Genomic DNA, 26,007 nt, shown 5'->3' with positions numbered 1-26,007 from the left:
AAACTGCCATGCTCCACGATCGCCATGAAGCTTTGCAGCTCAGCGAATTCAGATCCACGCATATCGGTAGCTCTCACACCGGGCAATGATACATAAAGGATAAGGGTCGTTTTTGAGACGACGGGCACGAGCCAAAGGTAGATGAATCCAACGGTGATGACAGCACGCAAAGCCCGAGACCGGGATAGACAGCATGTTGATCACTTACTTACGGGCATGTTGCGAGCACACGGCAAGCCACCTGGCCACGCCACCACCAACGAGGGGAAGGATGCAGAGGAATACGCTTGTCACGAGCCCCAGCAGAAACCATTCCCGCGTATCGCTGGAACCAAACGCAGGGCTGAATATATAGGCATACACGTTTTGCCCCACATACATACCCGCCACCAACAGGAAGAGAAACATCAATCTTTTCATCCAGCCGGTATAGATGGCGAAGATGAGCATCAATGCTTGCCCAATGATAAACCCGAGCAGCGTATCGAAGGGCTCGAAGTGACCCGATACTACTGGGCAAACGGCCCAACTTAGAGCTCCCAGAGCACCACCAATGACAAAATGAGATAGATAGCCCATACACCTCCATATCACCATGAAAAGTCACTCAGCATCAGGTCACACGCTGTATTATATGATGCTTCCCTTGTCTTTAAGTTACTACAAATGCTCTTTTGTCACGCTAGCGGGGAGCATAAGAAACTGCGCCCCCATTGCTCATACAGGCGCTGGCCGCGAAGGCATGGGTCAACAGGGGCGAAGGAACTTCCGCACCCGGCACAGTTGGCGATACTCTTGAAGGATCGGCGTTATCTTTTGGAGAGTCACCTTGAAAGGTCCTGCTAGAGACTGGTGCATTGTCGCACCGTCCTCAAGAATCGAGCGGATCGAGGCTCGTTTCCAGGGTCACGCCTACAGCATGCACCGGCACGACACCTTCGCGATCGGCATTACCTTGGGTGGAATTCAAAGCTTCCACTACCGTCGTGATCACCGACACAGTCTACCCGGTACAGTGATGGTGCTTCACCCGGATGAGGCCCACGATGGGCATGCTGGCGATGAGCGTGGCTTTTATTACCGAATGCTTTATATTGCCCCGTCTCTGGTCCAATCCGCGCTCGGTGGTAAAGCGCTGCCGTATGTTACCGGCGGCGTCTCGACGGACCCGCGCTTGTCGGTCGCGGTGCGATCCTTATTGTTCTCTCTCGAAGCGCCGCTTGATGCCCTTGAGGAAAATGACGGCATCGCCGATTTAGCCGCCGCACTAGAAGCCAGCAGCGACACTCGAGTCTCCCGCACCAGGTTGACCCTGGACTACCAAGCTGCAAGCCGGGTCAGGGCCTACCTAGACGCACACCGAATCGAGGGCGTCATACTAGATGATTTAGAGTCGGTATCGGGACAGGAGCGCTGGACGCTCTCCCGGGACTTCCGCGCGCTTTTGGGGACCAGCCCCTATTTCCTTTTGAGCGGGTTCAACTCGGGTCTACTGCAAGACCATGTGTGTAGCGACTCCGATCAAGATCAGACCCAAGACGCGTTCTATCCAGGGCTTGAGGCGCCAGATGGCCGACAAGAACCTCGGCGTCGAGAGCCAGAAGGCCACACCGCCAAACCAGGCAAGATGCGCTAGTGAGATGATCAGACCGCACAGGATTTGAACGGCAATCGGTGTAGAAGGCTGAATGATCTGGGTGAAAATACTCAAGAAGAACAGCGTCGTTTTCGGATTCAGAGCATTGCATAGAAAGCCGGATCCGAACGCCGAGCGATCTGTGATGTCACGTTGATCAGCATCAGCGGCTACCTGTGGTGAAGTAGATGCCAGAAGGCTTTTCACGCCGAGATAGACAAGATAGGCCGCTCCAACCCACCGGATCATGGAGTAGACCTGGGGGAAGTTAGTGATGAGCAGGGCAACACCGGTCACGCAATACGCCACGTGTAGCCATACAGCAGTTGCTATGCCAACACTCGATAAGAGGCCGGCACGTCGTGAATAAATCATCGCGTTGCGACTAACCAATGCGAAATCCTGGCCAGGGCTAATGGCCATGCCGACGGCGATCAATGTCACTGTGCCGAGTAGCGGCAGGTAGTCAAGGTCGATCATAAATTCAAGTATGCGGCGCTCGTCGGCCGAGCGCCGCAGCTCTCCTTAGAACTGTTTGCGAAACGTAGCGACCAGAACATCACGGACAGCGGGTGCTGCTGTATCGCTGGGCTGGATGGGTGATACTCCGTGAAATACCTGCTCGTCATTGACTATCGCAAGATCGAGCGGCGCATTCAGCGTGAACGACTTCAGCGGATTCTGGTCGAGGTCATAGATCGTCGATTCGGCGTTGGTCATATTGCTATGATCCACCATCGCCATGATCACGAAGTTCACACCGTCACGATGGACGCCCTCTGGGGTCGGTTTGCCCACGAATTCTGCATTTGACTCAATGCGAAACTGGTGTAGCTCGATGTGCCACGGATAGTAGGGCGCGAGACGGCTGAACATCCGGCACCCGAGGCCGACAATGCTGCTCATGGTCGCACCGTGGAGAATGTCTTTCAGTATCGGCTCGTAATGCCGTGCGATCCCACCGTTCAAACTGTTGAAATCACGCCCTTGGTAGTGTGGTTGATGCGCCTTGATATGCCACTCTGGACTGTCCGCGTTGGCCGCAAGCGTTGCATGTCGCCGCCGGCGGTAGCTGCCGCCATCTGCCATGTGGCCATCCAGAGGCATGTCGCCCCAACTCGCTGCGAACTCACGCCAGTCCGACAGTGCATGCTGATACAGGTCGGTGAGAATGTTGGTCGTGGTCAGTCCATCGATGAAAAGATAATTGTGACGCGCTAAACCAGAACATAGATCATCGATATCCAAGCGTTGGGATACGCGATCGGTGGAGTAACGTCTTGCTGTGGTTTCTTGTAAAGTCGACACTATTAATCTCCTTACCCATAGGCATGCGCAAGCACGTATTCAGCGCACACATACACAATTGGACAGTAAGGCTCTTGTTGGGAAACGATTCCTTTTCACACGAAGACGTGAACTTTTCTCATGCCATGGATGAGTGCAAGGAGCACAGCATGATCAGATCTCTAGATGCGCTGCGTGTGTTCGTGGCGGTTGCCCGAGCAGAAAACATGACAGTTGCTGCGGAGCGCCTGTTTGTAACGCCCGGCGCAGTGAGCAAGCGAATAAGGGATCTTGAGCAAGAGCTCGGTGCCCAACTTTTCGATCGCCAACACAATTCAGTACGCCTGACGACCAAAGGTGCCGAGCTGTATCGCGTGAGTCAAAGCCTTTTCGATACGCTCTCAAGCGCATTGACCACGTTCGAGCAGCCCACCGCATCCGACACGCCGCTAGTAGTATCATGCGAACCCACAATCACCATGCAGTGGCTAATACCCCGGCTGCCAGATTTCTACGCCCAGCATCCCGACATCACGCTCCATCTGTTCGCTGCCGGCGGGCCTATAGATTTCCAGGCGACCTCGATCGATCTGGCGCTACGTCGGGACGATTTCGAATGGAGTCCAGACGTTTTTACCTATCGCGTAGCGGATGAAATCACCGGCGTTGTAGCTTCGCCTGGGCTGCCGGCTTCAGCCAACGCAAGACAGACGATACTCCACACGGCATCACGGCCATCAGCATGGACCCCATGGCGGTCTCGCTTTCGACAGACCACGAGCATTGATCGAGAAATCGAATTCGAGCACTTCTATCTCAGTCTCCAAGCTGCGCGTGCCGGGCTGGGCTATGCCATGGGCTCGATTTACATGGTCGCCGACCAGATTGAGGCAGGTGAGCTCGTTGCCCCCATGGGCTTCATCGCCGACGGTTCGTCCTATTGGCTACTGTCGCCCTCGTCTATCGATTCCGATGATCGTAAACGCGCATTCCGTGGCTGGTTAATCGATGCACTCGGCAAAACAGTACAGGCTCAACTGGCAAACGAGTCGGAGAGTTTGAGAGTCAGCACCCAGATCTAAGCCCGGCGTCAAGAATAATACGGGACATGCGACCGTTCCGTTCGTGATCGTGCCGCGCATCTTCCGGGAGGTCTTCGATGCTGGCCACACCTATTGAAGCCGACCTAACTACCCCAAATCGCCAAAGTAATGCTGCAACATCGTGAGGGCGACGACGGGGGCGGTTTCAGTGCGCAGGATGCGGGGGCCAAGGGTCAGGGCGGCGAACTCGGCGGTGTAGGCGGCGTCGATTTCGGCGGGAGATAATCCACCTTCGGGGCCGACAAGGAGTGCGGCGCGGGTAATGCCACTGGCGTGTTGCCAGGCGGTGTCGGTGGCGGGATGCAGGACGAGGCGTAACGCTTCGTCGCGTGCCGCTAGCCAAGCGTTGAGCGTTTGCGGGGGATGCACGGAGGGCACACGGCTGCGCCCGCATTGCTCGCAGGCGCTGACCGCGACGGCTTGCCAATGGGCGAGCTTCTTGGCTTCACGGTCGCCCTTGAGGCGCACGTCGCCGTGCTCGGTATAGAGCGGAGTGATGGCCGCCACGCCGAGCTCGGTGGCTTTCTGGATGGCGTAGTCCATGCGGTCGCCCTTGGAGATCGCCTGGCCCAGGTGCACCGCCAGCGGCGACTCGGCGCCGCCCTCGGTCACGGCGGTAACCCGTACGCGTACCTCGCGACGCCCCACACTGACGATGTCAGCCTCGGCCTCGTGGCCCTCGCCATCGAACAGGCGTAGCGCCGCACCTTCACGCAGCCTAAGCGCGCCCGCCACATGGCGCGAAGAACCTTCAGGCAAGATGATTTCCGCTGCGGCGACCAGCGTGGCCGCCACATGAATGCGCGGTCCGGCCATCGTTTACTGCACGTTCTCGGCGGCTTCGCTTTCGCGCTTCTTCTTCTGGGCGTACATCGCCTCGAAGTTGACCGGTGACAGCATCAGCGGCGGGAAGCTGCCGCGATTGACCAGGTTGTCGATGCACTCACGTGCATAGGGGAACAGCATGTTGGGGCAGAACGCACCCAGAGTGTGGTCGAGCTGGTCGTCGCTCAAGCCGGCGATGCGGAACAACCCGGCCTGCTCCACTTCGACGAGAAACGCCGTGGCGCCGTCTTCGTTGTTGGTGACCTGCGCCGTTACCTTGACCACCACCTCGTAGAGATTCTCACCGACCTGCTCGCTCGTCGTATTGAGATCGAGCCCCACCTTGGGTTTGAACGCGTTCTGGAACACGCTCGGCGCATTGGGCGACTCGAAGGAAACGTCCTTGACGTAAATGCGCTGCATGGAAAATTGCAGTTGGTTCTGCGCGTCGTTGCCACCTTGAGCGGCCTGATTGTTGTCTTCCGCCATGTTGCACTTCCTTTGACTTATCTATGCATGAGACGCGGGGCCCGGCGTACGCCGCCCCGCCAGTGTATCGCTTACTTGCGGACCACCGGCAACTCATTGGACTGCCACTGGGTCATACCGCCCTTGAGCTTGGCCGCACGGGTGAAGCCGGCTTGGGTCAACTGCCCCACGGCAGCGCCGGAGTGCTGGCCGTGCTGGCATACCACCACCACCGGCTTTTCCTTGTAGTCCTCGAGCTCTTTAAGGCGATCCCCCAAACGGCCCTTGGGAATATTGCGTGCGCCGGCGATATGCCCCGCCTTGAAGTCCTTGACCTCGCGAATATCCAGAAACAGCCCCTCTTCGCGATTGATCAGCGAGGTGGCTTCGGACGGCGAGACGCCGCTGTTCGAGTTTTTGAGCTCGTAGGCGATCCATGCCACCAGTACCACCAGAAAAGCGCCTGACAGTAGCAGGTGGTTTTGCACGAATTCGAATAACTGATCGATCATGGGTGCGGATAACTCTCGTTGTGTGTCTATCGACGTCGTGTGTCTGTCGGCGTCGTGTGCGCTCGGCGAACGCCACATGCCCCGGCGGGCGCCTTAGTATACATGAGCCATGCGCGAGCGTCCGGCCCCACCGACGCGGCTGACGCTCTCTCGTGACTGCGTTATGATGCCGCAAGGAGACGTGAGTCGCGAACCCCGCAGCGGCACTACCGCTTCATGGGGTCATCGGCCGGATGCGCCGATGCGACGCCCATCAGATTCCCGCGAGGCATGTTATGGCAGATACCCACCCCCAGCGTCCCCGGCCCGTTGCGCTGTTGATTCTCGATGGCTACGGCCAGAACGATGATACTGAGTACAACGCCGTTTACAGCGCCAAGACCCCGGTCATGGACGCGCTGAAGCAACGCTACCCCTCCGCCTTGCTACACACCGATGGCAAGTACGTCGGGCTACCCGATGGCCAGATGGGCAATTCCGAAGTCGGCCACATGAACCTCGGCGCTGGGCGTATCGTCTACCAGGACTTCACGCGTATCACCAAGGCCATCGAAGACGACGAGCTGGCCGCCAACACCGCGCTGACGGCGCCCATCGACGCCGCCGTTGCCGCCGGTCGCGCCGTGCATCTGCTTGGCTTGCTCTCGCCCGGTGGCGTGCATAGCCACGAGGATCACATCCTTGCCGTGGCCGCGCTGGCCGCCGAACGCGGCGCCAAGCACGTCTACCTGCACGCCTTCCTCGACGGTCGCGACACCGCACCCAAGAGCGCCCGCGCCTCGCTGGAACGCGCCAACGCGCGGCTCGCCGAGCTGTTCGGCGCCGACAACGCCTACGTCGCCTCAATCGTCGGCCGTTACTACGCCATGGACCGCGACAATCGCTGGGACCGTGTCGAGCAAGCCTATCGTGTCATCGTCGAGGGGGAGGGCTCAAAGGTCGCCACTAGCGCCGAGGCCGGGCTGGACGCCGCCTACGCGCGTGACGAAACCGATGAATTCGTCGCCGCGACAAGCATTCGCCCGCATGGCGAGCCGGTACGCATGGCCGATGGCGATGCCGCACTGTTCCTCAACTTCCGCGCCGACCGCGCCCGCGAGTTGACCCGCGCCTTCGCCGAGGATGACTTCAGCGGCTTTACCCGCCAGGCCCGGCCCAAACTGGCCCACGAAGGGCTGGTGATGCTCACCGAGTACGCCGCGAACATTCCAGCGCCGGTGGCCTTTCCGCCCACCGATCTGGTCAACACCCTGGGCGAGACCGTCGCCAAGCGTGGCCTGAAACAGCTACGCATCGCCGAGACCGAAAAGTACGCCCACGTCACCTTCTTCTTCTCTGGTGGACGCGAGGATGAGTTCGACGGCGAGACCCGCGAGCTGATTCCCTCCCCGCAGGACGTAAAGACGTACGACGAGAAGCCTGAGATGAGCGCTTATGAGCTCACCGACACGCTGGTTGCGGCTATCGACGCGGGCACGTTCGATCTAGTGGTGTGCAACTACGCCAATGGCGACATGGTCGGCCATAGCGGCGACTTCGATGCCGCCGTCAAGGCCATCGAGGCGGTGGATGTCTGCCTGGGCCGGGTGATCGAGGCCATCGAACGCGCCGGCGGCGAATGCCTGGTCACCGCCGACCACGGCAATGCCGAGCAGATGATGCATCCTGAAACCGGCAACCCGCAGACGGCCCATACGACCTTTCAGGTACCGCTGGTCTATGTCACACCACGTGCTGGCGCCACCTTGGCGGACGACGGCAGCCTGTGCGACCTGGCGCCGACCCTGCTGACCATGATGCACGAGCCGGTGCCCGAGGAAATGACCGGCCGCGTGCTGGTGGATACCCCCTGATAGGTGTGCGTTTATTGCGGCGTCGGCGCATGAGCACGCCAATGTCCGGCAAGCGAATCGCCATGGTCTGCGCCATGGCGTTCTCGTGTGCGTGGCTGTCGCTGGGCGCGTCCAGCGTTTGGGCGCAAAGCTCACCGGAGGAAGTCAAACGTCAACTCGAAGCCTTGGGAAGCGATATCGAGAAAGCCGAGTCGCGCCTCGAGGGCACCCGCGACGAACGCGATAGCGCGCAGGAGGAATTACGCGAGGTGGAAACCAAGCTGGCCGATACCCAACAGCGGTTGACCGGCCTGCAGCGCGAGCAGGATCAACTCGATCAGGAAGTTGCCGAGCTCAAACAGCAGCGTCAGACCCTCGAGGAAGAACGTCGCCAGCAACGCGCCGCCCTCGCGACACAGCTCAACGCACTATACCGGCTCGGCCCCACGCCGCAGCTCAAGCTACTGCTCAACCAGACCGACCCCGCGCGGCTGGACCGCCTTCAGCAGTACCTCAATCATCTCAACCAGGCGCGTCAGCAACGCCTCGACACCCTGGCCAAGCTCGAGAACCAGCTCGACGAAACGCAAAGCGCGCTGCAGTCACATCAAGAGCGCCTGGACGGCCTCGCCAGCGAGCTCACCGAACGTCGCGAAACGCTCAGCGATCAACGCAGCGAGCGCGAAGCCATCCTCGCGAAGTACAAGGATCGCTACACCTCCCAGCAAGCCAAGCTGGCCGCGCTCACCGATGACCGCGAGGACGCCCAGCAACTGCTCGAAAAAATGCAGGCCAAGCTCGAGCGTCTCGATCAGGCGCCGCCCTCCACGGATATCGCCCAGACCCGGGGCGAACTGCCCTGGCCCGTGCAGGGCGACATGCTCGCCACCTACGGCAACGGCGACGGCGTCGACCGCAACGGCATGCTCATCGGCGCCGCAGCGGGCACACCGGTCTCCGCCGTACACGCCGGCCGCGTGGTTTTCGCCAACTGGATGCGCGGCTTCGGCAATCTATTGATCGTCGACCATGGCGACAACGTCATGACGCTCTACGCGCACCTGCAACGCTTCGAGGTCGGGGTTGGCGCCCAGGTCGAACGTGGCGATACCCTCGCCGCTGTCGGCGACAGCGGCGGCCGCGACAGCCCCGCGCTGTATTTCGAGGTCCGCAAGAATGGCGACCCCATCGATCCCGGTGACTGGATCGCCCGGCGCTGAACATCCGCCGCGCTGGATTGCGCCGACCCATAAAGGCTATGCTGGGTCTCGGCGCGCGTAAGTTCGCCTGCGCCCCGCCATCTGGTCGCCCCCTCCGGCGCGACTGACACGAGCCCGTTCCGCCGCGTTGTGGAGACAGCATGACCGCAAGCCAACCCCGTTCCCCGCGTCTCATCGTTCGTCACTTTCTAGCAATGGGCATGGCCCTGGTGATCGGTGCGCTGACCCTGCCGCTGCCGGCGCATGCCCAGCAAAGCACCCAGCCCACTCCCCAACCAAATGCTCAGCAGGGCACCCAGGCGCCGGTCGACAATGACGCCCTGCCCGTGGAAGACGTGCAGACCTTCGCCGAAGTCTTCGAGCGCATCAAGCGCACCTATGTCGACGACGTCGACGACACCACCCTGATGCGTAACGCTATTCGTGGCATGCTCGGCGAGCTCGATCCCCACTCCGCCTATCTCGACAAAGACGACTTCGAAGCCCTGCGCGAGACCACCGAGGGCGAATTCAGCGGCGTCGGCATCGAAGTCGGCATGCAGGACGATCAATTGACGATCATCGCCCCCATCGACGACTCTCCCGCCGCACGCGCCGACCTTCAGGCGCAAGACCGCATCCTGCGCATAGACGATACGCCCACCGAGAGCCTGTCGCTGCAGGAAGCCGTGGACATGATGCGCGGCGACGAAGGCGAAGAACTACGTCTGACCATCATGCGCGAGGGCGAAGACGCACCGCGCGATGTCACCCTGACGCGCGAGACCATCCAGACCGAAAGCGTCAAACACGAGCTGCTGGCACCGGGCTATGGCTACCTGCGCATCAGTCGGTTCCAGAGCCGCACCGGCGAGCAGGCCCGCGACGCCATCGCTTCACTACGTGACGAAGGCGAGCTCAAGGGACTGGTGCTCGATCTGCGCAACAATCCCGGCGGCGTGCTTGACAGCGCCGTCGACGTCGCCGATCTGTTCCTCGACAGTGGCCTGATCGTCTACACCGAAGGCCGCCTGCCGGACAGCGATATGCGCTTCTCGGCCTCCACCCAGACCAGCGCCCCGGACGTGCCGATGGTAGTGCTGATCAACGGCGGCAGCGCCTCGGCGGCAGAGATCGTTGCCGGCGCCCTGCAGGATCAGCAACGCGCCGTGCTGATGGGCACCGAGAGCTTCGGCAAAGGCTCCGTCCAACAGGTACTGCCGCTCAACAACGGCGACGGCCTGAAACTGACCACCGCGCTCTACTACACACCGGACGGCCGGTCGATCCAGGCCCAGGGCATCACCCCGGATGTCGATGTGGTACGTGGCCGTCTCGAAGTCGCCGAAGGCAGCGGCCTCAACATCCGCGAAGCCGACCTCGAGAACCACCTGCGAAACATCAACGGTGACACCGAACGCTCCGAGCGCGAAGCCTCGCTCGCCGAAAGCGACTACCAGCTAGGCGAAGCGCTCAACCTGCTCAGGGCCCTCAACGTCCTGCCACGCGCACAATCCAACGACTGACGCCCCGCACTAACCACTGAAACGCAAACGCCCCCGCGCCGTTTATTTCAACATCACGGCGCGGGGGCGTTGTGTCGGACTCAGAAAGCTACTCGTTCTTATCGCTGCGGCGCTGCAGCCAGGTTTTGCCAGCGGCCGTTAGTCGGTACCTCTGCAAACGGCTATTGGGCTTGTCCGGAATCGTCATTTCAATGGCGCCTACCTTCAGAGCTGGACGCAAATAGGCTTCCCGGAAGTGGTCTTCATGTTTCAGCCCAAGCGCTGCCTGCATCTCCGAGCGCTTCATTTCGCCCTGCAAAACTGCAAGTAGTCGTATCACTTCCCCGGTGACTTCCCCGGTGACTTCCCCGGTGACTTCCCCGGTGACTTCCCCGGTGACTGGTGAGGACTTTGCGTCAGAGCGCCATTCTGCTTCTGGCCGCCAGACCACTGCGCTGAACTGATTGCCCGACGAGTCGTCCACCAAATCAATCCGGGGCCATGCCTGAAGTGCTCGTGGGATACCGCTGCCCATGCCTCGATAGGGCAAGATATGTGAGGCATGCTCAGTGAGCGTAGGGTTGCGGCGAATGGTCTTGCCCCGGCGAATATCTTCCGGGCTCAAGCTATCCGATAGATGACCGGGGCTAACGATCTCCACCCGGTCGGCAAAGACCATCAGGCGAACCGAGGCGCTGGTGAAATAATCTCGGTGAATCAGAGCGTTGACCAGCAGCTCTTCCAACGCTGTTTCGGGGATCTCAAGCTCTCCCAGCGTATTGAAGCTGCGCCCGTGCTGCACATGGTGCAGATTGCGCTTGATAAAAGCGAAAGCGCCCCGAAACTGCTCCAACAGGGTGCCCTTGATGTCTTCGCTGTCCAGATAGCGGGTATCGTGCAGCGCGGTGCCGGGGAAGGCCACCGCTTTGACTTCAAACGCTGGGCGCCAGCGCTGGGGGTTGCGGGCAAACAACATCAGCCCAGACAGGTTCAGCTCACTGCCATCGCCCAAGCCCAGGTTGTGCAGCAACTGCTCCCGCGTCAGGCCGGAGAACTCGCCGCTTTCCCCATAGCGACGGTCAAAATAGGCAGTAAAGGCCTTGTCGTCGATATCCTCTATGGAAGTGCCCGCCACCGGCACCACATCGGCGTAAACCAGCCCGGAACGCTGGAACATGCGCTGCATCTCCTCCCGGGAAGTTACATGCCGCTTGTCCGAGCCCTGCTTGACCCAGATGCGGCCTTGATTGTCCAAATAAGGCTTGGCCAATCCATCGGGCACTTCAACCACCACCACAAGGCCCTGATCCGTCTGCACGTTCTCGGTCAACGGATGCACCGGTGGGCGCACATGCTGAGAGGCGGCGTTGCCCATCAACTGGTTCAACCGCCGAACCGACGCGCCATCCAACCCCGCAATCGAACCATCGTCGTTCACGCCCAGAAACAACCAGCCACCGCCACTGTTGGCAAAGGCCGCCAGCTCAGCGGCAAGGCCATCCGCATTGGTAACGTCACGCTTGAACTGGTGGCGGCTGTCTTCACCTCGGATGATGGCTTTTTGAAGGTCACTTTGTGTCATGGTAATGCCATTTTGCTCCTTTTTTTGACTAGTCGGCCCTAATCAAATCCATACTTCTCACGGCGTTGATGGAGAGCCGGCAGCAGGCCCCAACAGCAATACGCTTGTGAACTCTGTTTGGTCGCCTGCCTAAGCGGCATCGAAGTTCAGGGGGCGAATATCATCCAGATTGAGCGTATTACGCGCTATCCAGAGGTCATACATGTCCTGCATCGCCAGCCAGCTCTCCGGTGTGCGACCCAGCACCTTGGAAAGCCGCAGGGCCATTTCCGGGCTGATACCACTCTCACCTTTCAGCACCCGCGACAAGGTCGAGGGGGAACCCCCCAGGTTTACGGCAAGCTGGCGGGAACTGATGCTAAAAGGCCCCGATACACCTCTCGAATGAACTCACCAGGATGCGGTGGATTATGCAACAAAATGCTTTATGTCGACGGCACGCAGTCATTCCGGTTGGTCTCCTAGGTGCTGGTCCGGGCTGCTCTAACGCTAGGCGTTCTAGTCATGGCGGCCAAACGAGGTAGACTCGAGAAAGGATCCGCGACGCCAGCGGTATCGGCCGCCAGCAATGGCTGGCCTTTGAGACCGACGAGATCACCTTCGCGCTGGGCTGATGAGCGCCCGTCGCCACCTCAGGAACCCGCCCATGACGCAGTTCTGGCGAGACACGGCGCTGCCTTTTGTCGAGAGCCGGCGGGCCAGCGATAGCCGCGCCTGCTACCGACCCCACAGCCATCCCACCCTGTCGATCGGTGTGGTCGACCGTGGCCAGAGCCAATTCCAGTGCCAACGGCGACGCGAGCGACTGACGCCTGGCTGCCTGGTCAGCGTGCCCGCAGGCGTGGTGCATGACTGCAATCCTCTGCCGGATCAGCGCTGGAGCTACCAGATGCTGTATCTGGAATCGGCCTGGGTGAGCGAAGTGCTGAATGAGGCCTCGGTCGAAATCGACACCGCCCCGACCATGCCCTCGACGGTATTCATCGCTCGCGACGCCGCGCCTTACCAAGCTTTCTGTCGGCTCAATACCCTGCTCTTTTCCCAGGCTCCAGCAGCCGACAAGGAGGCCGCACTGATCGAGTTCCTCGGCAGCCGCCTGTGGTGTCATGGCCACTCGCTGGCCGTTCATTGGCCGAGTTCATCCGCCTTGGACGACCTCCAACGGCATCTACTCGAGTGCCTTGAGCGGCCGCCGTCGCTCGAGGCGCTGGCCCGAGATCACGGCCTGAGCCGCTATCAGGTGATTCGACTGTTCCGTCGTGAAACCGGGCTAACACCCCATGCCTGGCTGCTCGACCGGCGCATCCAGCAGGCACGCCGCCGCTTGTGTCAGGGAGTGGAACTGGCAGAGCTCGCGCAGGAACTCGGCTTCGCTGACCAAGGCCACTTTCAGCGCGCTTTCAAGGCCCGGGTGGCGGCCACACCGGGTCGCTACCGCAGCACCTGAGGCGCCGCACTTTCATTCAATACTATCGCCACGCGGCGACGCAGACTGGCCCTCCACGCACTCGAGGGGGCTTACGCATCATGCTGCAACAGTTCCTGCTGGTCGCCGGGGCGCACTTCCTCGCCCTGCTCAGCCCTGGTCCGGACTTCTTCCTGATTCTGCGCTACGCGGTCGCCTGGGGCCGCGGGCAGGCGGCACTGGTCAGCCTCGGCATCGGCCTGGCCAACGCCCTTTTCATACTGCTTGCCATGGGCGGGCTGATGGCTCTCGACGCCGAAGCCAGACCGTTCATCGTCATCCAGTGGGCCGGCGGCGCTTTTCTGCTTTACATGGGTATCCAGTTCATTCGTCAGGCGGGGCAGACCCGTCTCGAAGTAGGCTCACGCAGCGAGATAGATGCCCCCACGGGCGCCGCGCTGGGCGCCTTGCTCGCCGGGCTGGCCTCGGGGTTGCTGAATCCCAAGAATGCGCTGTTCTACGCCAGCCTGTTCGCAGTGCTGCACGCGCGTAGCACGCCCGTGGGCGTCCAGAGTCTCTACGCATTGTGGATGATCGCTGTGGTACTCGGCTGGGATCTGCTGGTTGGCCACTTGGCCGGACACCCGGGACTGATCCGTCGCTTCGGCCATAGTCTGCGACACATCGAGCGGCTGGCGGGTGCCCTGCTCATCCTGTTGGGACTCGGCATCGTCACAGCCCGGCTCGACCCAGGGCTACTGGCGATCTTCTGAAGGCCCGGCGGCTCAGGATTCGAGGGCGTTTTATCTGAGCTCCGGCTTGCGAAAGTAAAGTGATCGTTTTACACTGCGGATATGGATATTCACACACGATTGCTCGAGACTGCCGAGCAGCTCTTCGACCGGCACGGTTTCACCGCTACCGGCATGGATCGGCTGACGCAGGGCGCAGGTATTTCGAGCCGCACGCTCTACAAGCACGTCGGCAACAAGAATGGCCTGATCGCGGCCGTCCTGAACGAGCGGGATCGTCGCTTCCACCGCCAGGTGGAAACCGACAGCGTCGATGCGTTATTCGGCGCGCTGGAGGTCTGGTTGGCCCAAGAGGCCGCGCGGGGTTGTCTGTTCCTGCGTGCCTGGGGGGAAACCGGCGGCGACGTGCCGGAGATCGCCGAGGCGATGGCACGCCACAAGCAGCGCCTGCGGGATCGGATCGACGCCATCATCGTCGTGGAGATCGGCCGGCAGGACGATGAGCTCGCCGAGTCGATTCAACTGCTGTTTGAAGGCGCGACCCACATGGCGGCGTATCGCGGCGTCGCGACCGTCGATGTCGCACGGCGGGCGGCACAGCGTCTGGTCACGGTCGCACGAGCGTCGTAGCGGCACCGAGTTCAGTAACAGGTTTCGCGGCGAAGCGCAGCATAGCTAACGCCTAGTGACGTTAACCGGGCTCAAACCGGGGATCCATTACGCCCATATCGAAAACGATCGTTTTACACTTCATCAACACGATGCCGGCTACAGGCCGAGGGGAGTACACCGCATGACGCGCATCGAATTTCGCCTGATCGTCGCCGGCACCATGCTGATTGGCACCACCTACGGCCTGGCGCGTTTCGCCTATGGGCTGTTCCTGCCCGGCATGCGCGACGATGTCGGATTGAGTCCGACCTTGGCGGGCGTCATCGGCAGCGGCGCCTATGTCGGTTACTGCCTTGCTATCGTACTCAGCGCGCTGCTGGTGGAGCGTTTCGGGCCTCGACGAATCGCTGTCGCCGCCGCCCTGATCGCGGCGGTGGGCATGGCGGGCGTCGCCGTAAGCACGCAGGCAGTTTGGCTGGCCGGCGCCATTCTGCTCGCCGGGACGAGCACCGGCCTGGCCTCGCCGCCCATGGCGCAGGCGGTATCCGGCGCGATCACCGCGCCTCAGCAAGGACGGGCCAACACCGTCATCAATGCCGGTACCAGCCTGGGCGTCGCCGTCTCCGGGCCGGTCGCTTTCATCGCCACCGGCCAGTGGCGGCTTGCCTACGCCGCCTTTGCCATCGCCGCGTTGCTCAACGCCCTGCTGTTGCTGATCAGCGTGCCTCGCGCCAGCGGCAGCGATACCGCCAAGGCGACCGACGACCAGGACGACAGCCGCCCCGGCGGGCTCTGGCGGCCCCGCGCATTGATGCTGATCGTCGCGGCCACCGGCATGGGAATGGCCAGCGCCGCCTTCTGGACCTTTTCGAGCGAGGTGGTCATCACGCTGGGGCATTTCGAGCAGGCCACGGCCAACATCGCCTGGATCCTGATCGGCGTCGCGGGGTTGGTCGGCGGCGCGGCGGGCGACCTGATCGCGCGCCTCGGCCTCAACACCGTGCATCGCGGCAGTCTCGCGGCGATGGCCGGCGCACTCGGGCTGCTAGTCCTCAGCCCCTCGAACCTGGCGGCGGTACTCGTCTCGGGCGCGCTGTTCGGAGCGGCCTACATCATGCTGACCGGTGTCTATCTCGTCTGGGGCATCCGGCTGTATGCGGACCGGCCCGCCATCGGGCTGGGGCTTCCTTTCTTGATGATCGCCGTGGGGCAGATCGTCGGCTCGCCTCTTGCGGGTTACCTGATCGGCAGCCGAGGGTATCTCGTCTGCTTCATCGCCTTCGCGCTGATCGCGGTGGCCACGGCCCTCATCGGCTACAGGACCATCGAGCGCACGGCGTTCCAACCGGCTTCCACTTCCCCCTGACATCAGGAGCTCTCAATGGCAGGTGCAACGGCACTCGTGGTGCTCGCCTCACTTTGCTGGGGTTTATCGGGCGGCATCGGCGGCCTGCTCATGGCGGACGACTGGGATGCGTTCGTCGTCTCGTTCTACCGGGGCGCCATCGGCTTACTGTTCGTTCTCGGATGGTTAGCGATCCGCCCGCGCCACAGCGGGTTGCGCAATCGCCGCCTGTGGGGTTGGTCGGCAGTGGCCGGCCTGGGGGTCGCGGGCAACTTCGCGTTCTACTTCCTCAGCATCTCGCAGGGCAGCGTCGCGGTGGCGGCGACTCTGATGTACTCGGCGCCGATCTTCGTCTACCTGCTCTCGTTCGTGCTCAAGCTCGAAAAGGCCACGCCGATAAAATGGGCTGCCATCGTGGTGGTGATGCTCGGCATCGTGTTGCTGACACGCATATACGATGTGAGCTCAGGGGGCGTCACGCTACTCGGCGTGGGCGCCGGGCTGCTAGCCGGGGTCTCCTACGCAGTATTCATCTTCGGATTCAAATACGCGGCGCCGCACGGCAGCCCACAGGCCATTCTGGTGATTGCCTTCGCGGTCCTCGCCGTGCTCCTGGTCGGCCTCGGCGACACCAGCCAGACCCTGGATGTGCTGCACACGCTGGACTGGCCGCTGTTCGTCACGCTGGGGATACTCGGCGCCGGGCTCTCGTTCATCTTCTACATCGCCGGCCTGAAACACACCGCCCCCGCTGTCGCCTCCATCGTCGCCATGGTGGAACCCGTCACCGCCTCGCTCTTCGGCGTCGTGGTCCTCGGCGAAAGCCTGGTGAGCATCCAGGTCATCGGGATGGTGCTGATCCTCGCCACGGTGACAGCATTGAGCGTCTACTCTAGCCCCAAGCAAAGCGTGGCCGAGGATTAGAGCCACTGCCTGATTGGGGAAGCAGAAATATCAGATTGGCATTAACAGGCGGCGAAAAGTGAAATGAGAAAGAAAACATAAACGCCAACGCTGATCTATCATGAGATCGATTGCTCGAAGCGCTATTTTCTCAGCCACTTTCGCTCGGCGCTCAACAAGCCTCATAATCAAACCTATGCACTCTACCGCCCGACACTGGCTAAGCATTAGCTACCGCATTAGCGCCATTTCCCTGGTTGCGGTGACCGTCGGTGCGGTTGCTTCTCTTTGCGCCATCGGCTTCGTGGAGGCGGTAGCATGGTTGAATCACCGGCTGCTGGTGTCTCCCTACGCCCGGATTCAGTGGGGCGAGCGACCGGAGTTGGTGATGGCCGCGACGGTACTGGTGCCCACACTGGGCGGTCTAGTCGTGGGACTTTTGATGCGCTATGGCTCGAGTGTGCGGCGGGCGCTAGCGCCGCCGGACGCCATTCTCGCGGTGCAGACCGATCAACCGTTGCCGAGCTTGCGCGATGGTATCGTTTCCACCCTGGCGGCGATTGTCTCGCTGGGCAGTGGCGCCAGTGTGGGCCAGTACGGGCCCATGGTGTATCTGGGCACGCTGTTTGGGGCGCTGGCTGCCAAGCTGAAATTGGGCGTCAAGGATCTGAAGGCCATTGCCATTGCCTGCGGCGTGTCCGCCGCGATTGCCACAGCATTTAATGCACCCATTGCCGGGCTGGTATTCGCCCACGAGGTAATACTGCGTCACTATTCACTGCGCGCCTTTGCACCAGTCACGGTGGCCGCAGCCACGGGATATGTATTAGCCAATGTGGTGTTTGAGCGTGAACCTTTGTTCCTGGTGGATTTTGCCGGCGTTAGCCATAGCTACGAGTTTTTGCTCTTCGCTTTTGAGGGAATTTTATGCGCGCTGCTGGCCTGGGTATTTATCCGCTTGATTGAGAAGGCCGGCAAACTGGCCGCCCTGGTCCGGTTGCCACAAACGATCAAGCCCGCCGGTGCCGGCTTGGCACTGGGGCTGGTGGCGTTGTGGATGCCAGAGGTACTGGGCATCGGCCAGGAGAGTCTGCGCTTTGCGACCATTCCCGGCGCTTTCGGGGCTGGAGAGCTGGGCTTACTCGTCACCCTGAAGCTGCTGGTCACGGCCTTGTGCGTGGGCTTCGGTTTCGTGGGAGGGGTATTCAGCCCGGCGCTGTTGATCGGGATACTGTTTGGTTCATTGTTCGGCATGACGGCACAAACGATCGTGCCGCTGGAGTTATCCGGCCTGGTGGCTTACGCCATTGGGGGCATGATGGCGCTGGCGAGCGCGGTGATCGGCGCGCCGCTGACGACCATATTGATCGTGTTTGAGTTGACCCGCAATTACGACTTGACCATTGCGGCGATGGTAACGGTAGTGTTTTGCAATCTGGTCTCCTACCGGATGGTGGGCCGCTCGCTGTTTGACCGGCAACTGCGTGCACGGGGGTTCGATCTTCGCCAGGGCCGCGACCGGGCGATCCTACAGAGCCTCTCGATTGCCGATTACGCCTCGACCGATGTCACGCGCGCGGATGCCACCGATACCGCTGGCGCCATCCGCACACTACTGGTCGAACAGCAGAGGGCCGAGGCCGTACTCACCGGCGCTCAGGGCTATTTTGTCGGCTGCGTGCGCCTGCAGACACTCCTCACCCTGCCCGATGCCGAGCCGGTGCCCCGGAAGCACTGGCGTATTGATCCCGCGTTTACCCACGCCACCAGTGTCTGGGACGCCATGAACGCGCTGGAGGGTTTCGTGGGCGAATCGGTTCCGATTCTGGACGGCGATGGCCGGCCCGTTGGCAGTGTCTCCGAGGAGGCGGTGATCCGTGCCTACCTGGGCATCGTCGATGACTTGCGACGGGAGGAAAATGCGACCGCTTAATCTCATGTTGCTACTCACCACCGTGCTGACGCTACCGGCGCTGGCGGATACGGACCACCCCACGCTCACTGTGGTCACCTGGGGCGGCGCCTACGAGCGTAGCCAATACGAAGCCTACTTCGAGTCCTTTACCGAAAAAACCGGCATCGAGGTAGAAACCGTACGTTTTAACGGCGGGTTGGATGCCCTAAAAGAAGCCTACGCCAAGGGCAACCACTCCTGGGATGTGATCGACATGATCAAGGCCAACGCCGACACCGCCTGCGAGCAGGGCTTGCTGCGCGAACTGGACCCGAGCATCCTTGCCCCAGCACCCGACGGCACCCCCGCGAGCGAGGATTTTATAAAAGGCGCCATTGGCCGCTGCGCAGTGACGCAACTGGTATTCTCCACCGTGATCGCCTATGACGACCGGGCCTTTCCCGGCGTTAAACCCCGTCGCGTCGAGGACTTTTTCGATACCCAGCGCTTCCCCGGCCGGCGCGCCCTGCGCCGTGCGCCAGTGGGGCTGTTTGAATGGGCTTTGATGAGCCAAGGCGTGCCCCGCAGTCAGCTCTATGACCTTCTAAGTACCGAGCGCGGCCTTGATCTGGCCTTCAACCAACTCGACAAACTGCGCGGGCAACTCACCTGGTGGACCGGCGGCAACGAGCCGGCCCGGCTGCTGGCCGAAGGCAAAGTCGCCATGGCTTCCGGCTACAACGGGCGCTTTTTCGATGCCCAAGTCAACGACGGTGCCCCTATCACCATTATCTGGGATGGCCAGTTACTGGACTACAACAGTTGGGCCATCCCCGCCCAGGCGGATCAACCCCAGCTTGCTGAACGCTTCATCCGCTACGCCACGCGCGCCGAGCCCATGGCCCATCAAGCCAGTCTGATCAGCTACAGCCCCGCACGTCATTCGGCACGCGAGCGAGTGGGGTTACACAAAGAGACCTCCACCCCCATGCGCCTCTATTTGCCCACCCTGCCCGCGCATCTGGAAAAAGCCATACACCGTGATCAGCAGTGGTACACCCAGACATTTGACCTGCGCTGGCGATTGTTTGAGCGCTGGATGAACCGGCACGACACACAGGACTAGCCTCTCAATCCTAAGCGCGCCCCCAGGGCAACGAACAAGGCGCCAAGACCGCGATCCATCCACATGCCCACTCGTGGGCTTGCCTTCAAGAAAGCGCCCAACTTCGCCCCCAGCATTACCAAGGGAGGCTCAATAAACGCCGCGACCACGATAATCAAACTACCATGCAAGAATAGCTGGGCTCCCACCGGCCCGGCGCCTTCCACGATAAATTGCGGCAAGAAGGCGAGGAAGAAGATAGCTACTTTGGGATTCAGCGCGGAGACCAGCACACCCTGCCAATAGACCGACTGCACCTTTGCATCCTGGCCTTCGCCATTCGAGATAAAAGAGTCACCCTTCGACAACAGCATTTTGACGCCCAGCCATATCAAATAGGCAGCCCCAACCCACTTGACCACAGAAAACGCCACAGCCGATGTGGCCAGAATGGCCGACAGGCCCGCCGCCGCCATGGCCACATGCAATGCAGTCCCCGACCAGCCCCCAAGCATCGCAGCGACCCCATATCGACGCCCGCTACGTAGCGTCTGGCCTAGCATGAACGCAATATCCGGCCCTGGGGAAAGGTTCAGAAGCACCGCCGCTGACAAAAACGCCAGCCAATGTACCAACGTGTAATCGAACATATCGAGATTCCCTTTATTTCTACGTCAACGGCTTGTGTCAAAGAGCCTCAACCTTCGCCTCCATCATCGCCGCCATGGTGGAAGCTATCATTGCGTCGCGCTTAGGCGTCGTTGTTCTCTTTCATATCAATGCTAGCGGATAGCAGATATCCGCAGTATCTCGTCGCTTGGAGCACCCTATTGATCAGCGGTAGCTACATAAGCACCGATCACGTCTCATCACCAGGTAGCCCGATCAGGTCTGTAACTCCGACGTCTATGCCCAGTTGGGTAAGAAGGGTCGTGGCCTGACCACGATGATGTGTCTGATGGTTAAAGAAATGTGAAAGAGCAAACCAAAGCGGGTATCGCCGAGGCTCAGGATTTACGATACTGGTATAAATCAAGTCTTCGTCCATATCGTGCGGGGAAAGCGAAGCTACCCATTCGATTATGCGGCTATCCTCAGCCTCGCGCTCGCTTCGAAGAACATCGAAGTCTGAGTAGAGCTCATGATCTAGTGACGTGATATGGAATGGCTTACCCGTAAATCGCCCCATCCAGACCCGATCAGTAAGCAACAAATGGTTAAGAGTGCCATGAATTGATTTGAAAAAAGCATCCATATCGCGCTTCCGCTTCTCATCTGACAATCCAGAGCAGCACTCGTAGATTTTCTGATTCATCCAGCGATTGTATCGCGCCATCGTTTGAATATGCATTTGGCGTACCTCCTCATCTGTCTCGCCGCCCAACGCTGCGGAGATCTCATCCTGATGCTCAGCAAGGGTACCAACGCCAGAGTTCAATTCGCCTTCGCGCTGATCGCGGTGGCCTCGGCCCTCTTCGGATATAGCATCGCAGGGAGCGTGGCGCGATCCACCATCGCGCTTCATGAAGCGGACTTGAGTTCGATGCGACCAGCCAGTCTCATCAGCTCGCCTTTTGCCGGCGTGACCACCGTGTGCGCCTGACGCGCTTCAAGATCCAGCACATGCACGATGGTGCTGCCGATATGCTCTTGCCAGGAAAGCATGATCAAGCCATCACGCAGTGCCACGGCGTCGTAATCGACCGTATCAGCGAAGCCGAGGTTATCGCCGGCAACGATCTCCACGGTGAGCGCGTTTTCCGTCTCGATGGTGATTCGCGGTGTAAAGGCTGGGAACTGGATCTCCAGCACATCACCCACGCGAAGTGATGGCAAAGCCTCGGATTCCATATTCACTCCTGCTTGCAGAAAGCACCTGTTCACGCGTCACGCAGTGTCAGGCCTTCTATTGGCCGCAACGAATTTCGGGTTCACACGCGACCTCAAAGTTCACCGAATTTGCAATAAAACAGAGCGAATGCGCTTTCTCATGAAGAGACTTCGCTAGTGCGCTATCGTCCTCTTCGCCAATGTTGACGATGGGTTTGAGTGTCACTTTATCGAAATGACCGCCGCCACTTTTGGTCTCAATCATGCGACCTTCGGCGTTGTCCTCGTAACTCGACACCGTAATGCCGGCATCAGCGCACAGATGTAGATACCAGAGCATGTGACATGCAGAGAGGGAGCTCAGCAACAGCTCCTCCGGATTATAGCGAGACGAGTCGCCAAGAAATGCCGGATCCGCCGACCCGGCTATTATTGGTTTCTCACCGCAACTGATTTCATGGTCGCGCGAGAAGGAACGATAATTCTTTGTACCTTCGCCTGAATTACCCGTCCAGACGACGGTAGCAGAGTAGTTGTGCTCACCTTTTTTCGGCATTGATACTTTCCTCTTAAGAAATGATTCGTCTAACACCTGAGCTCAATTGCCGGTCGAAGCGCAATAGCGCTTTGGGCGGTCAACTGCAGCGTTTTTAGGTCAACCACGGCGGCAGCGATTCGTCAGGCGTTCACCACCAATCTTGGCCATATTTCCAGCCATCGTTTGGACTTTATCCTGGCTTCAAAATCCGTTCGCTTTGGCCGTTTTGGGTTCAAGGTGATGGTGAAGTCGAATAGCCGCTCAATACCGAAAGGGGCCACAATCGCTACCTCGCCTCTCTCATCCAACCTGGCCCCCACGGCAGTTTCCACTTCTACCCAGCAACTCATGGCATCTTCAGTTGAAATGTAAGGACTATCAGAATTCCGCTCGTGCATTCTTGCCTGATTCTTCACTGACCAGGGCAGCTTAGAAATGCTTTTTAGCTGATCTTCAATTTCCCGGTCACGAAACTCGCTCAAATCGTGCGGATCGAAGTAAATCAAGTCAACATCGTTCAGGTCAGTAGCCGATGAAAACCCATGAAGATTATCCCAAGCCAAATTTCTAACGAACCCTGCAGCAATGCACCACTCCGGCAACTTCTGCTCAGAAGCGATGGCCAGCGCCTCCATACGCATGGGGTCTCTCACCAGCCAACCCTTGATCTGTGATTCGTAGGTCATATCGCTACCTGACGTTCATTTATATCAAGGAATAGAGGAACGATCATCGGTGATTCCTTTCAGTGAGCACCCGTCGGTTCGACGCCCTCAATACGCACGATTTTGTAGTAAACATGAAGCCATGGTAAAAATGTCTCATCGCTATTTCCTTTATCATATAGTCGCCTAATACCTAATTTTAGCCGCAAGTGCCGACAAGACACTATCATCCTCACGCTTATAATCATGAGACGAAATATAACCTTCATAATGATCGAAGTATTTTTCAACGCTAGACGCCACAGGTTTAAATTCAGAGTCTTCGCCTGTACCGTGCATAGGGAATAATTTTGCGTGTAGATGATCCACTCCGTAGCCCTCGAACATCATTCCCGTACGCGCAACACCATCCAACTTTTCATCAAGCAGCAGCGCTACACGCTTTGAAGCCAGCACCAATGCTGTCACAACTTCATCATCTTGAGCGAACAAATAGCTTGGGAAATGGCACTTCGGGATGACCACTGAGAAACCAGGCGTATTGGGATAAATAGAAAGAAACGCCAAATGATCATCGTCCTCCCAAATCTTGTGGCATGGAACGTTACCTGCCACGATCTCGCAAAAAATACAGCTCATTTCTTTACCCTCAGATTTTCTGCATAGCGGTTGCAGCAGAGGCACGACGGCAGGTTGTCACTTGCATGCACTGGTCAGGAAAACTAAACCTCCCGCTCCATATAGTGAGCACCACCTTCAGTTTTGCAAATCCTGAATCCCCTTCGTTTATATAAATTTACTGCCGGATTCTCGCAAAACACACGAAGCCGAAGTAGTTGAACCCTCGCTTGTTGGGCCAGCTCAAATGTATGATCTATCGCCTGTACCCCCACCCCTTGACGTTGCCAGCTAGGCTCGATTTGAAGGTCACGAATATAGTATGCCGCATCATCATGACTCAACCGAAGCACTCCAACTGGGCAGTCATTTATGACTATTTCGTAGCTCTCAAATTCGCACCAGTTCTTATCGAATGCTTTCTTATCCCAGCTAATCCCGAGTTTTTTGTAATAAGTTTCCATATTCCGTCGAGTCAGTTGCTCGACAAAATATTTGTCATTCGCTTGCCGGAAAATGGGTTTCATTTAGTCTCCCTAACTCCGACCATCACCGATGGTGAAGCCTGAGCAAACCAGAGGGCTCGACATCCAATGATGGCTTGGTTATACCTATTCATAGGTTCTGGTCATATATTCCGCACCTTCCCCATAGGCCGAAAGATGGTGCTTTAACTCCTCACTCACTTGCACAGCCTCGAACCCTTGGCGCTTCCAATAAGATGATGCCCCCTGCACAGCCACTAGGAACAACTGCCTATACCCCCGTGATTTTGCGGACTCCAATACTGCGTTCAGCAAATATTTCGCAGCACCGGCATTGCGCGCTTTACGGCTCACCGCAATATCATGAATACAAAGACTATCCGCATCTACCGGAACAGAATAATCAACACCATCCAGGTCAAGTAGTTCACCATAAATCCATGGCAAAGCCATCACGTACCCTACAAACATTTCGTTCTGCACAGCGATGAAACTGAAGTCCGAATTAGCAGATAGCTTTGCAGAAAATGAGCCTACCGACTCGAGAAGATCCTCGCTATAGCACTCGCGCTGAATGCGAGAAATGTCCATAAAATCAGTCTGCGATATTTTCCTAATTTTCATAATGGTATGCGTTCTCATTTTGTGAAATGATAACGGTGAGCGAAGCTCCAGGCCATCCGGCTTACGCGGTTGGTTATGATTTGTAGTTACCTACTTCGCATAAATTCGGTGAACAAAAAAACGGCAGCAACAAGCCCAAATACCAAGCTAGCTGTTAGGTGAAGCCAACCAGGGAGCGGTAAAAGCATATAAAGATTGCTGATTGATGAAACCAGAAAACCACCGGCAAAAAGCATGCAACCAACACCCAGTAAGGTTTCAGTAGCCCAGCACCTTAGTTGTGGGTGTTTTTTCCCAAGTTGAATGAATGCAAAAGACGTAAAAAATAGGGCGCCAAGTCCCATAACATTTTGCGAACGCCGCAGGAGAGAACCATGAACTTCAACATCGATCAGCCAAACAGGCAAACCGCCGCCTACGCCCAAGGCTATTACACCTACGAGACACAACAGTACAGTCTTGGTATCAGTCAAATTCGCACCTCATAACGCCCAGTGTAATCGGAGAGCATTGGAGCGCCAGCGGAAAAGCCAGTCCGCGTTGACGCTATGGTTAGAGGGAGGCTCTTCAGAGTTTCGGGCATCCTATTGACGGGAGACCCCATTCTAGTCAGATTCACCGCTACTTCTTTCTTTTTCCGTAACTTCTTCTGGACTCTCCTGTTTGCACCATATACCAACAGCTTGTTCGACAAGCCGGTTAACGTCAATATCGACATTGAAATTTAAATTAACCTGGGGATTCATCGCGATGACAACGGCCATTGCGAAGCCCAAGTTCTGGAAGCGCTTAAGAATACTCCCAATTCCGGGGTACAGGTTCTCTGCTTTTTCTGCCGTGTCGTCTAGGCTTCTCCCCTGAGCTCGCGCCTCTCGTATTAATTGCGCAATTTGCTCAAGAACTTCGCCACTGGAATCTGGCCCACTTAACAGCCTTACAAGTTCACCTGCACCTGTGAACACGCCATCCAGTAAATACGCGCGATGCTGAGGGGAGTTTGGGCAACTGACATGCGTGCTTTCCACGATCACTCTCGACGTTTCATCTACAGAGACCGCCGACGAAACAAACCGAGCGCCGCAGTCTTTACAATAGCCAGGAATCATGCCCATTGGAGCTCTCCTCTAACGCCGGGCTCATGCGGCTGTTTGGAGCGCAGCGGAAAACCAGTTGGACTTCCCCCAGAAAAGTGGACACGCGCCATCAGTGCAAATCCTCAAATTCCAGCGGCGTCCTGTAACCAAGGCTGCTGTGGAGCCGTTGAGTGTTATAAAAGCCTTCA

Annotated in this window: 29 protein-coding genes and 1 pseudogene; 11 read left to right on the top strand and 19 right to left on the bottom strand. The window is 58.8% G+C overall.

The window, feature by feature from the left end:
- Nucleotides 1-204 precede the first annotated feature (204 nt).
- From OP495_RS12520 to OP495_RS12505, 4 genes are all read right to left on the bottom strand, one after another.
- Nucleotides 205-579, bottom strand: coding sequence for a hypothetical protein (locus tag OP495_RS12520; RefSeq protein WP_280569658.1), 375 nt, complete (start codon nt 577-579; stop codon nt 205-207).
- Between the two features lie 292 nt (nt 580-871).
- Entirely contained in the window at nt 872-1,000 is a 129-nt protein-coding gene (locus tag OP495_RS12515; RefSeq protein WP_280569656.1) for a hypothetical protein, read from the bottom strand.
- 489 nt (nt 1,001-1,489) lie between these two features.
- On the bottom strand, nt 1,490-2,116 hold the full coding sequence (locus OP495_RS12510) for a LysE family translocator (RefSeq protein ID WP_280539944.1): 627 nt from the start codon (nt 2,114-2,116) through the stop codon (nt 1,490-1,492).
- 45 nt (nt 2,117-2,161) lie between these two features.
- Nucleotides 2,162-2,944 (bottom strand): 2OG-Fe dioxygenase family protein, encoded by a 783-nt coding sequence (locus OP495_RS12505; RefSeq protein WP_280569654.1) that lies wholly within the window; start codon nt 2,942-2,944, stop codon nt 2,162-2,164.
- 149 nt (nt 2,945-3,093) lie between these two features.
- Between OP495_RS12505 and OP495_RS12500 the strand changes: the two genes are divergently transcribed.
- Nucleotides 3,094-4,005: a LysR substrate-binding domain-containing protein gene (locus OP495_RS12500; protein ID WP_280569653.1), complete on the top strand. Its 912-nt coding sequence runs from the start codon at nt 3,094-3,096 to the stop codon at nt 4,003-4,005.
- Nucleotides 4,006-4,113: 108 nt separating this feature from the next.
- On the opposite strand, the gene OP495_RS12495 is transcribed toward OP495_RS12500, so the two are convergent.
- The 3 genes from OP495_RS12495 to OP495_RS12485 form a co-directional block, all read right to left on the bottom strand.
- Nucleotides 4,114-4,842 carry a 16S rRNA (uracil(1498)-N(3))-methyltransferase gene (locus OP495_RS12495; RefSeq protein ID WP_280569651.1) on the bottom strand — a complete coding sequence of 243 codons (729 nt, stop codon included), beginning with the start codon at nt 4,840-4,842 and terminating at the stop codon, nt 4,114-4,116.
- Between the two features lie 3 nt (nt 4,843-4,845).
- Entirely contained in the window at nt 4,846-5,340 is a 495-nt protein-coding gene (gene secB / locus OP495_RS12490; RefSeq protein ID WP_280564564.1) for a protein-export chaperone SecB, read from the bottom strand.
- A 71-nt stretch (nt 5,341-5,411) separates the two neighbouring features.
- Nucleotides 5,412-5,831, bottom strand: coding sequence for a rhodanese-like domain-containing protein (locus OP495_RS12485; RefSeq protein WP_280569648.1), 420 nt, complete (start codon nt 5,829-5,831; stop codon nt 5,412-5,414).
- A 275-nt stretch (nt 5,832-6,106) separates the two neighbouring features.
- Between OP495_RS12485 and gpmI the strand changes: the two genes are divergently transcribed.
- From gpmI to OP495_RS12470, 3 genes are all read left to right on the top strand, one after another.
- Complete coding sequence (gpmI, locus tag OP495_RS12480; protein ID WP_280569647.1) at nt 6,107-7,684, top strand: 2,3-bisphosphoglycerate-independent phosphoglycerate mutase; 1,578 nt, start codon at nt 6,107-6,109, stop codon at nt 7,682-7,684.
- A 29-nt stretch (nt 7,685-7,713) separates the two neighbouring features.
- Nucleotides 7,714-8,883, top strand: coding sequence for a peptidoglycan DD-metalloendopeptidase family protein (locus OP495_RS12475; protein WP_280569644.1), 1,170 nt, complete (start codon nt 7,714-7,716; stop codon nt 8,881-8,883).
- 140 nt (nt 8,884-9,023) lie between these two features.
- Entirely contained in the window at nt 9,024-10,388 is a 1,365-nt protein-coding gene (locus OP495_RS12470; protein WP_280564570.1) for a S41 family peptidase, read from the top strand.
- 88 nt (nt 10,389-10,476) lie between these two features.
- Here OP495_RS12470 and OP495_RS12465 read toward each other — a convergent pair whose 3' ends face one another.
- Together OP495_RS12465 and OP495_RS12460 are read right to left on the bottom strand one after the other, a co-directional pair.
- On the bottom strand, nt 10,477-11,949 hold the full coding sequence (locus OP495_RS12465) for a Fic family protein (protein WP_280569641.1): 1,473 nt from the start codon (nt 11,947-11,949) through the stop codon (nt 10,477-10,479).
- A gap of 129 nt (nt 11,950-12,078) precedes the next feature.
- A pseudogene (locus OP495_RS12460) lies at nt 12,079-12,371 on the bottom strand (HigA family addiction module antitoxin).
- Between the two features lie 224 nt (nt 12,372-12,595).
- Between OP495_RS12460 and OP495_RS12455 the strand changes: the two are divergent.
- The 7 genes from OP495_RS12455 to OP495_RS12425 all read left to right on the top strand — a co-directional run bounded on the left by OP495_RS12455 (nt 12,596) and on the right by OP495_RS12425 (nt 19,986).
- On the top strand, nt 12,596-13,396 hold the full coding sequence (locus OP495_RS12455; RefSeq protein ID WP_280564572.1) for an AraC family transcriptional regulator: 801 nt from the start codon (nt 12,596-12,598) through the stop codon (nt 13,394-13,396).
- A gap of 80 nt (nt 13,397-13,476) precedes the next feature.
- Nucleotides 13,477-14,127, top strand: a complete 651-nt coding sequence (locus OP495_RS12450; RefSeq protein WP_280564574.1) for a LysE family translocator — start codon at nt 13,477-13,479, stop codon at nt 14,125-14,127.
- An 81-nt stretch (nt 14,128-14,208) separates the two neighbouring features.
- Nucleotides 14,209-14,736, top strand: a complete 528-nt coding sequence (locus OP495_RS12445; RefSeq protein ID WP_280569638.1) for a TetR/AcrR family transcriptional regulator — start codon at nt 14,209-14,211, stop codon at nt 14,734-14,736.
- A gap of 55 nt (nt 14,737-14,791) precedes the next feature.
- Nucleotides 14,792-16,084 (top strand): MFS transporter, encoded by a 1,293-nt coding sequence (locus tag OP495_RS12440; RefSeq protein WP_280569636.1) that lies wholly within the window; start codon nt 14,792-14,794, stop codon nt 16,082-16,084.
- Between the two features lie 15 nt (nt 16,085-16,099).
- Nucleotides 16,100-16,987: a DMT family transporter gene (locus OP495_RS12435; protein ID WP_280569633.1), complete on the top strand. Its 888-nt coding sequence runs from the start codon at nt 16,100-16,102 to the stop codon at nt 16,985-16,987.
- Nucleotides 16,988-17,162: 175 nt separating this feature from the next.
- The gene (locus tag OP495_RS12430) at nt 17,163-18,899 is read left to right on the top strand and encodes a chloride channel protein (RefSeq protein ID WP_280569630.1); all 1,737 of its coding nucleotides are present in this window, start codon (nt 17,163-17,165) and stop codon (nt 18,897-18,899) included.
- On the top strand, nt 18,886-19,986 hold the full coding sequence (locus OP495_RS12425) for an ABC transporter substrate-binding protein (protein ID WP_280569628.1): 1,101 nt from the start codon (nt 18,886-18,888) through the stop codon (nt 19,984-19,986). The genes OP495_RS12430 and OP495_RS12425 overlap by 14 nt, the downstream gene beginning before the upstream one ends.
- On the opposite strand, the gene OP495_RS12420 is transcribed toward OP495_RS12425, so the two are convergent.
- From OP495_RS12420 to OP495_RS12375, 10 genes are all read right to left on the bottom strand, one after another.
- Nucleotides 19,983-20,615, bottom strand: coding sequence for a LysE family translocator (locus OP495_RS12420; RefSeq protein WP_280569625.1), 633 nt, complete (start codon nt 20,613-20,615; stop codon nt 19,983-19,985). The two genes, OP495_RS12425 and OP495_RS12420, sit on opposite strands and share 4 nt — an antisense overlap.
- A 209-nt stretch (nt 20,616-20,824) precedes the next feature.
- Nucleotides 20,825-21,490 (bottom strand): DinB family protein, encoded by a 666-nt coding sequence (locus tag OP495_RS12415; RefSeq protein ID WP_280569624.1) that lies wholly within the window; start codon nt 21,488-21,490, stop codon nt 20,825-20,827.
- Nucleotides 21,487-21,816: a hypothetical protein gene (locus OP495_RS12410; protein ID WP_280569622.1), complete on the bottom strand. Its 330-nt coding sequence runs from the start codon at nt 21,814-21,816 to the stop codon at nt 21,487-21,489. The genes OP495_RS12415 and OP495_RS12410 overlap by 4 nt, the downstream gene beginning before the upstream one ends.
- Nucleotides 21,817-21,871: 55 nt before the next feature.
- On the bottom strand, nt 21,872-22,351 hold the full coding sequence (locus OP495_RS12405) for an OsmC family protein (RefSeq protein WP_280569621.1): 480 nt from the start codon (nt 22,349-22,351) through the stop codon (nt 21,872-21,874).
- Nucleotides 22,352-22,473: 122 nt separating this feature from the next.
- Nucleotides 22,474-23,019, bottom strand: a complete 546-nt coding sequence (locus tag OP495_RS12400) for a nucleotidyltransferase family protein (RefSeq protein WP_280569620.1) — start codon at nt 23,017-23,019, stop codon at nt 22,474-22,476.
- Nucleotides 23,020-23,184: 165 nt separating this feature from the next.
- Nucleotides 23,185-23,682 (bottom strand): HIT family protein, encoded by a 498-nt coding sequence (locus OP495_RS12395; RefSeq protein WP_280569618.1) that lies wholly within the window; start codon nt 23,680-23,682, stop codon nt 23,185-23,187.
- Nucleotides 23,683-23,720: 38 nt separating this feature from the next.
- The gene (locus tag OP495_RS12390) at nt 23,721-24,143 is read right to left on the bottom strand and encodes a GNAT family N-acetyltransferase (RefSeq protein ID WP_280569616.1); all 423 of its coding nucleotides are present in this window, start codon (nt 24,141-24,143) and stop codon (nt 23,721-23,723) included.
- 84 nt (nt 24,144-24,227) lie between these two features.
- Complete coding sequence (locus tag OP495_RS12385; RefSeq protein ID WP_280569614.1) at nt 24,228-24,725, bottom strand: GNAT family N-acetyltransferase; 498 nt, start codon at nt 24,723-24,725, stop codon at nt 24,228-24,230.
- Between the two features lie 86 nt (nt 24,726-24,811).
- Complete coding sequence (locus OP495_RS12380; RefSeq protein ID WP_280569613.1) at nt 24,812-25,198, bottom strand: hypothetical protein; 387 nt, start codon at nt 25,196-25,198, stop codon at nt 24,812-24,814.
- Between the two features lie 132 nt (nt 25,199-25,330).
- On the bottom strand, nt 25,331-25,837 hold the full coding sequence (locus OP495_RS12375) for a hypothetical protein (protein ID WP_280569611.1): 507 nt from the start codon (nt 25,835-25,837) through the stop codon (nt 25,331-25,333).
- Nucleotides 25,838-26,007 lie beyond the last annotated feature (170 nt).

Source organism: Chromohalobacter sp. 296-RDG (assembly GCF_029889885.1).
In the GTDB taxonomy this organism is placed as follows: domain Bacteria; phylum Pseudomonadota; class Gammaproteobacteria; order Pseudomonadales; family Halomonadaceae; genus Chromohalobacter.
This window is presented reverse-complemented; position numbering and strand designations above follow the sequence as displayed.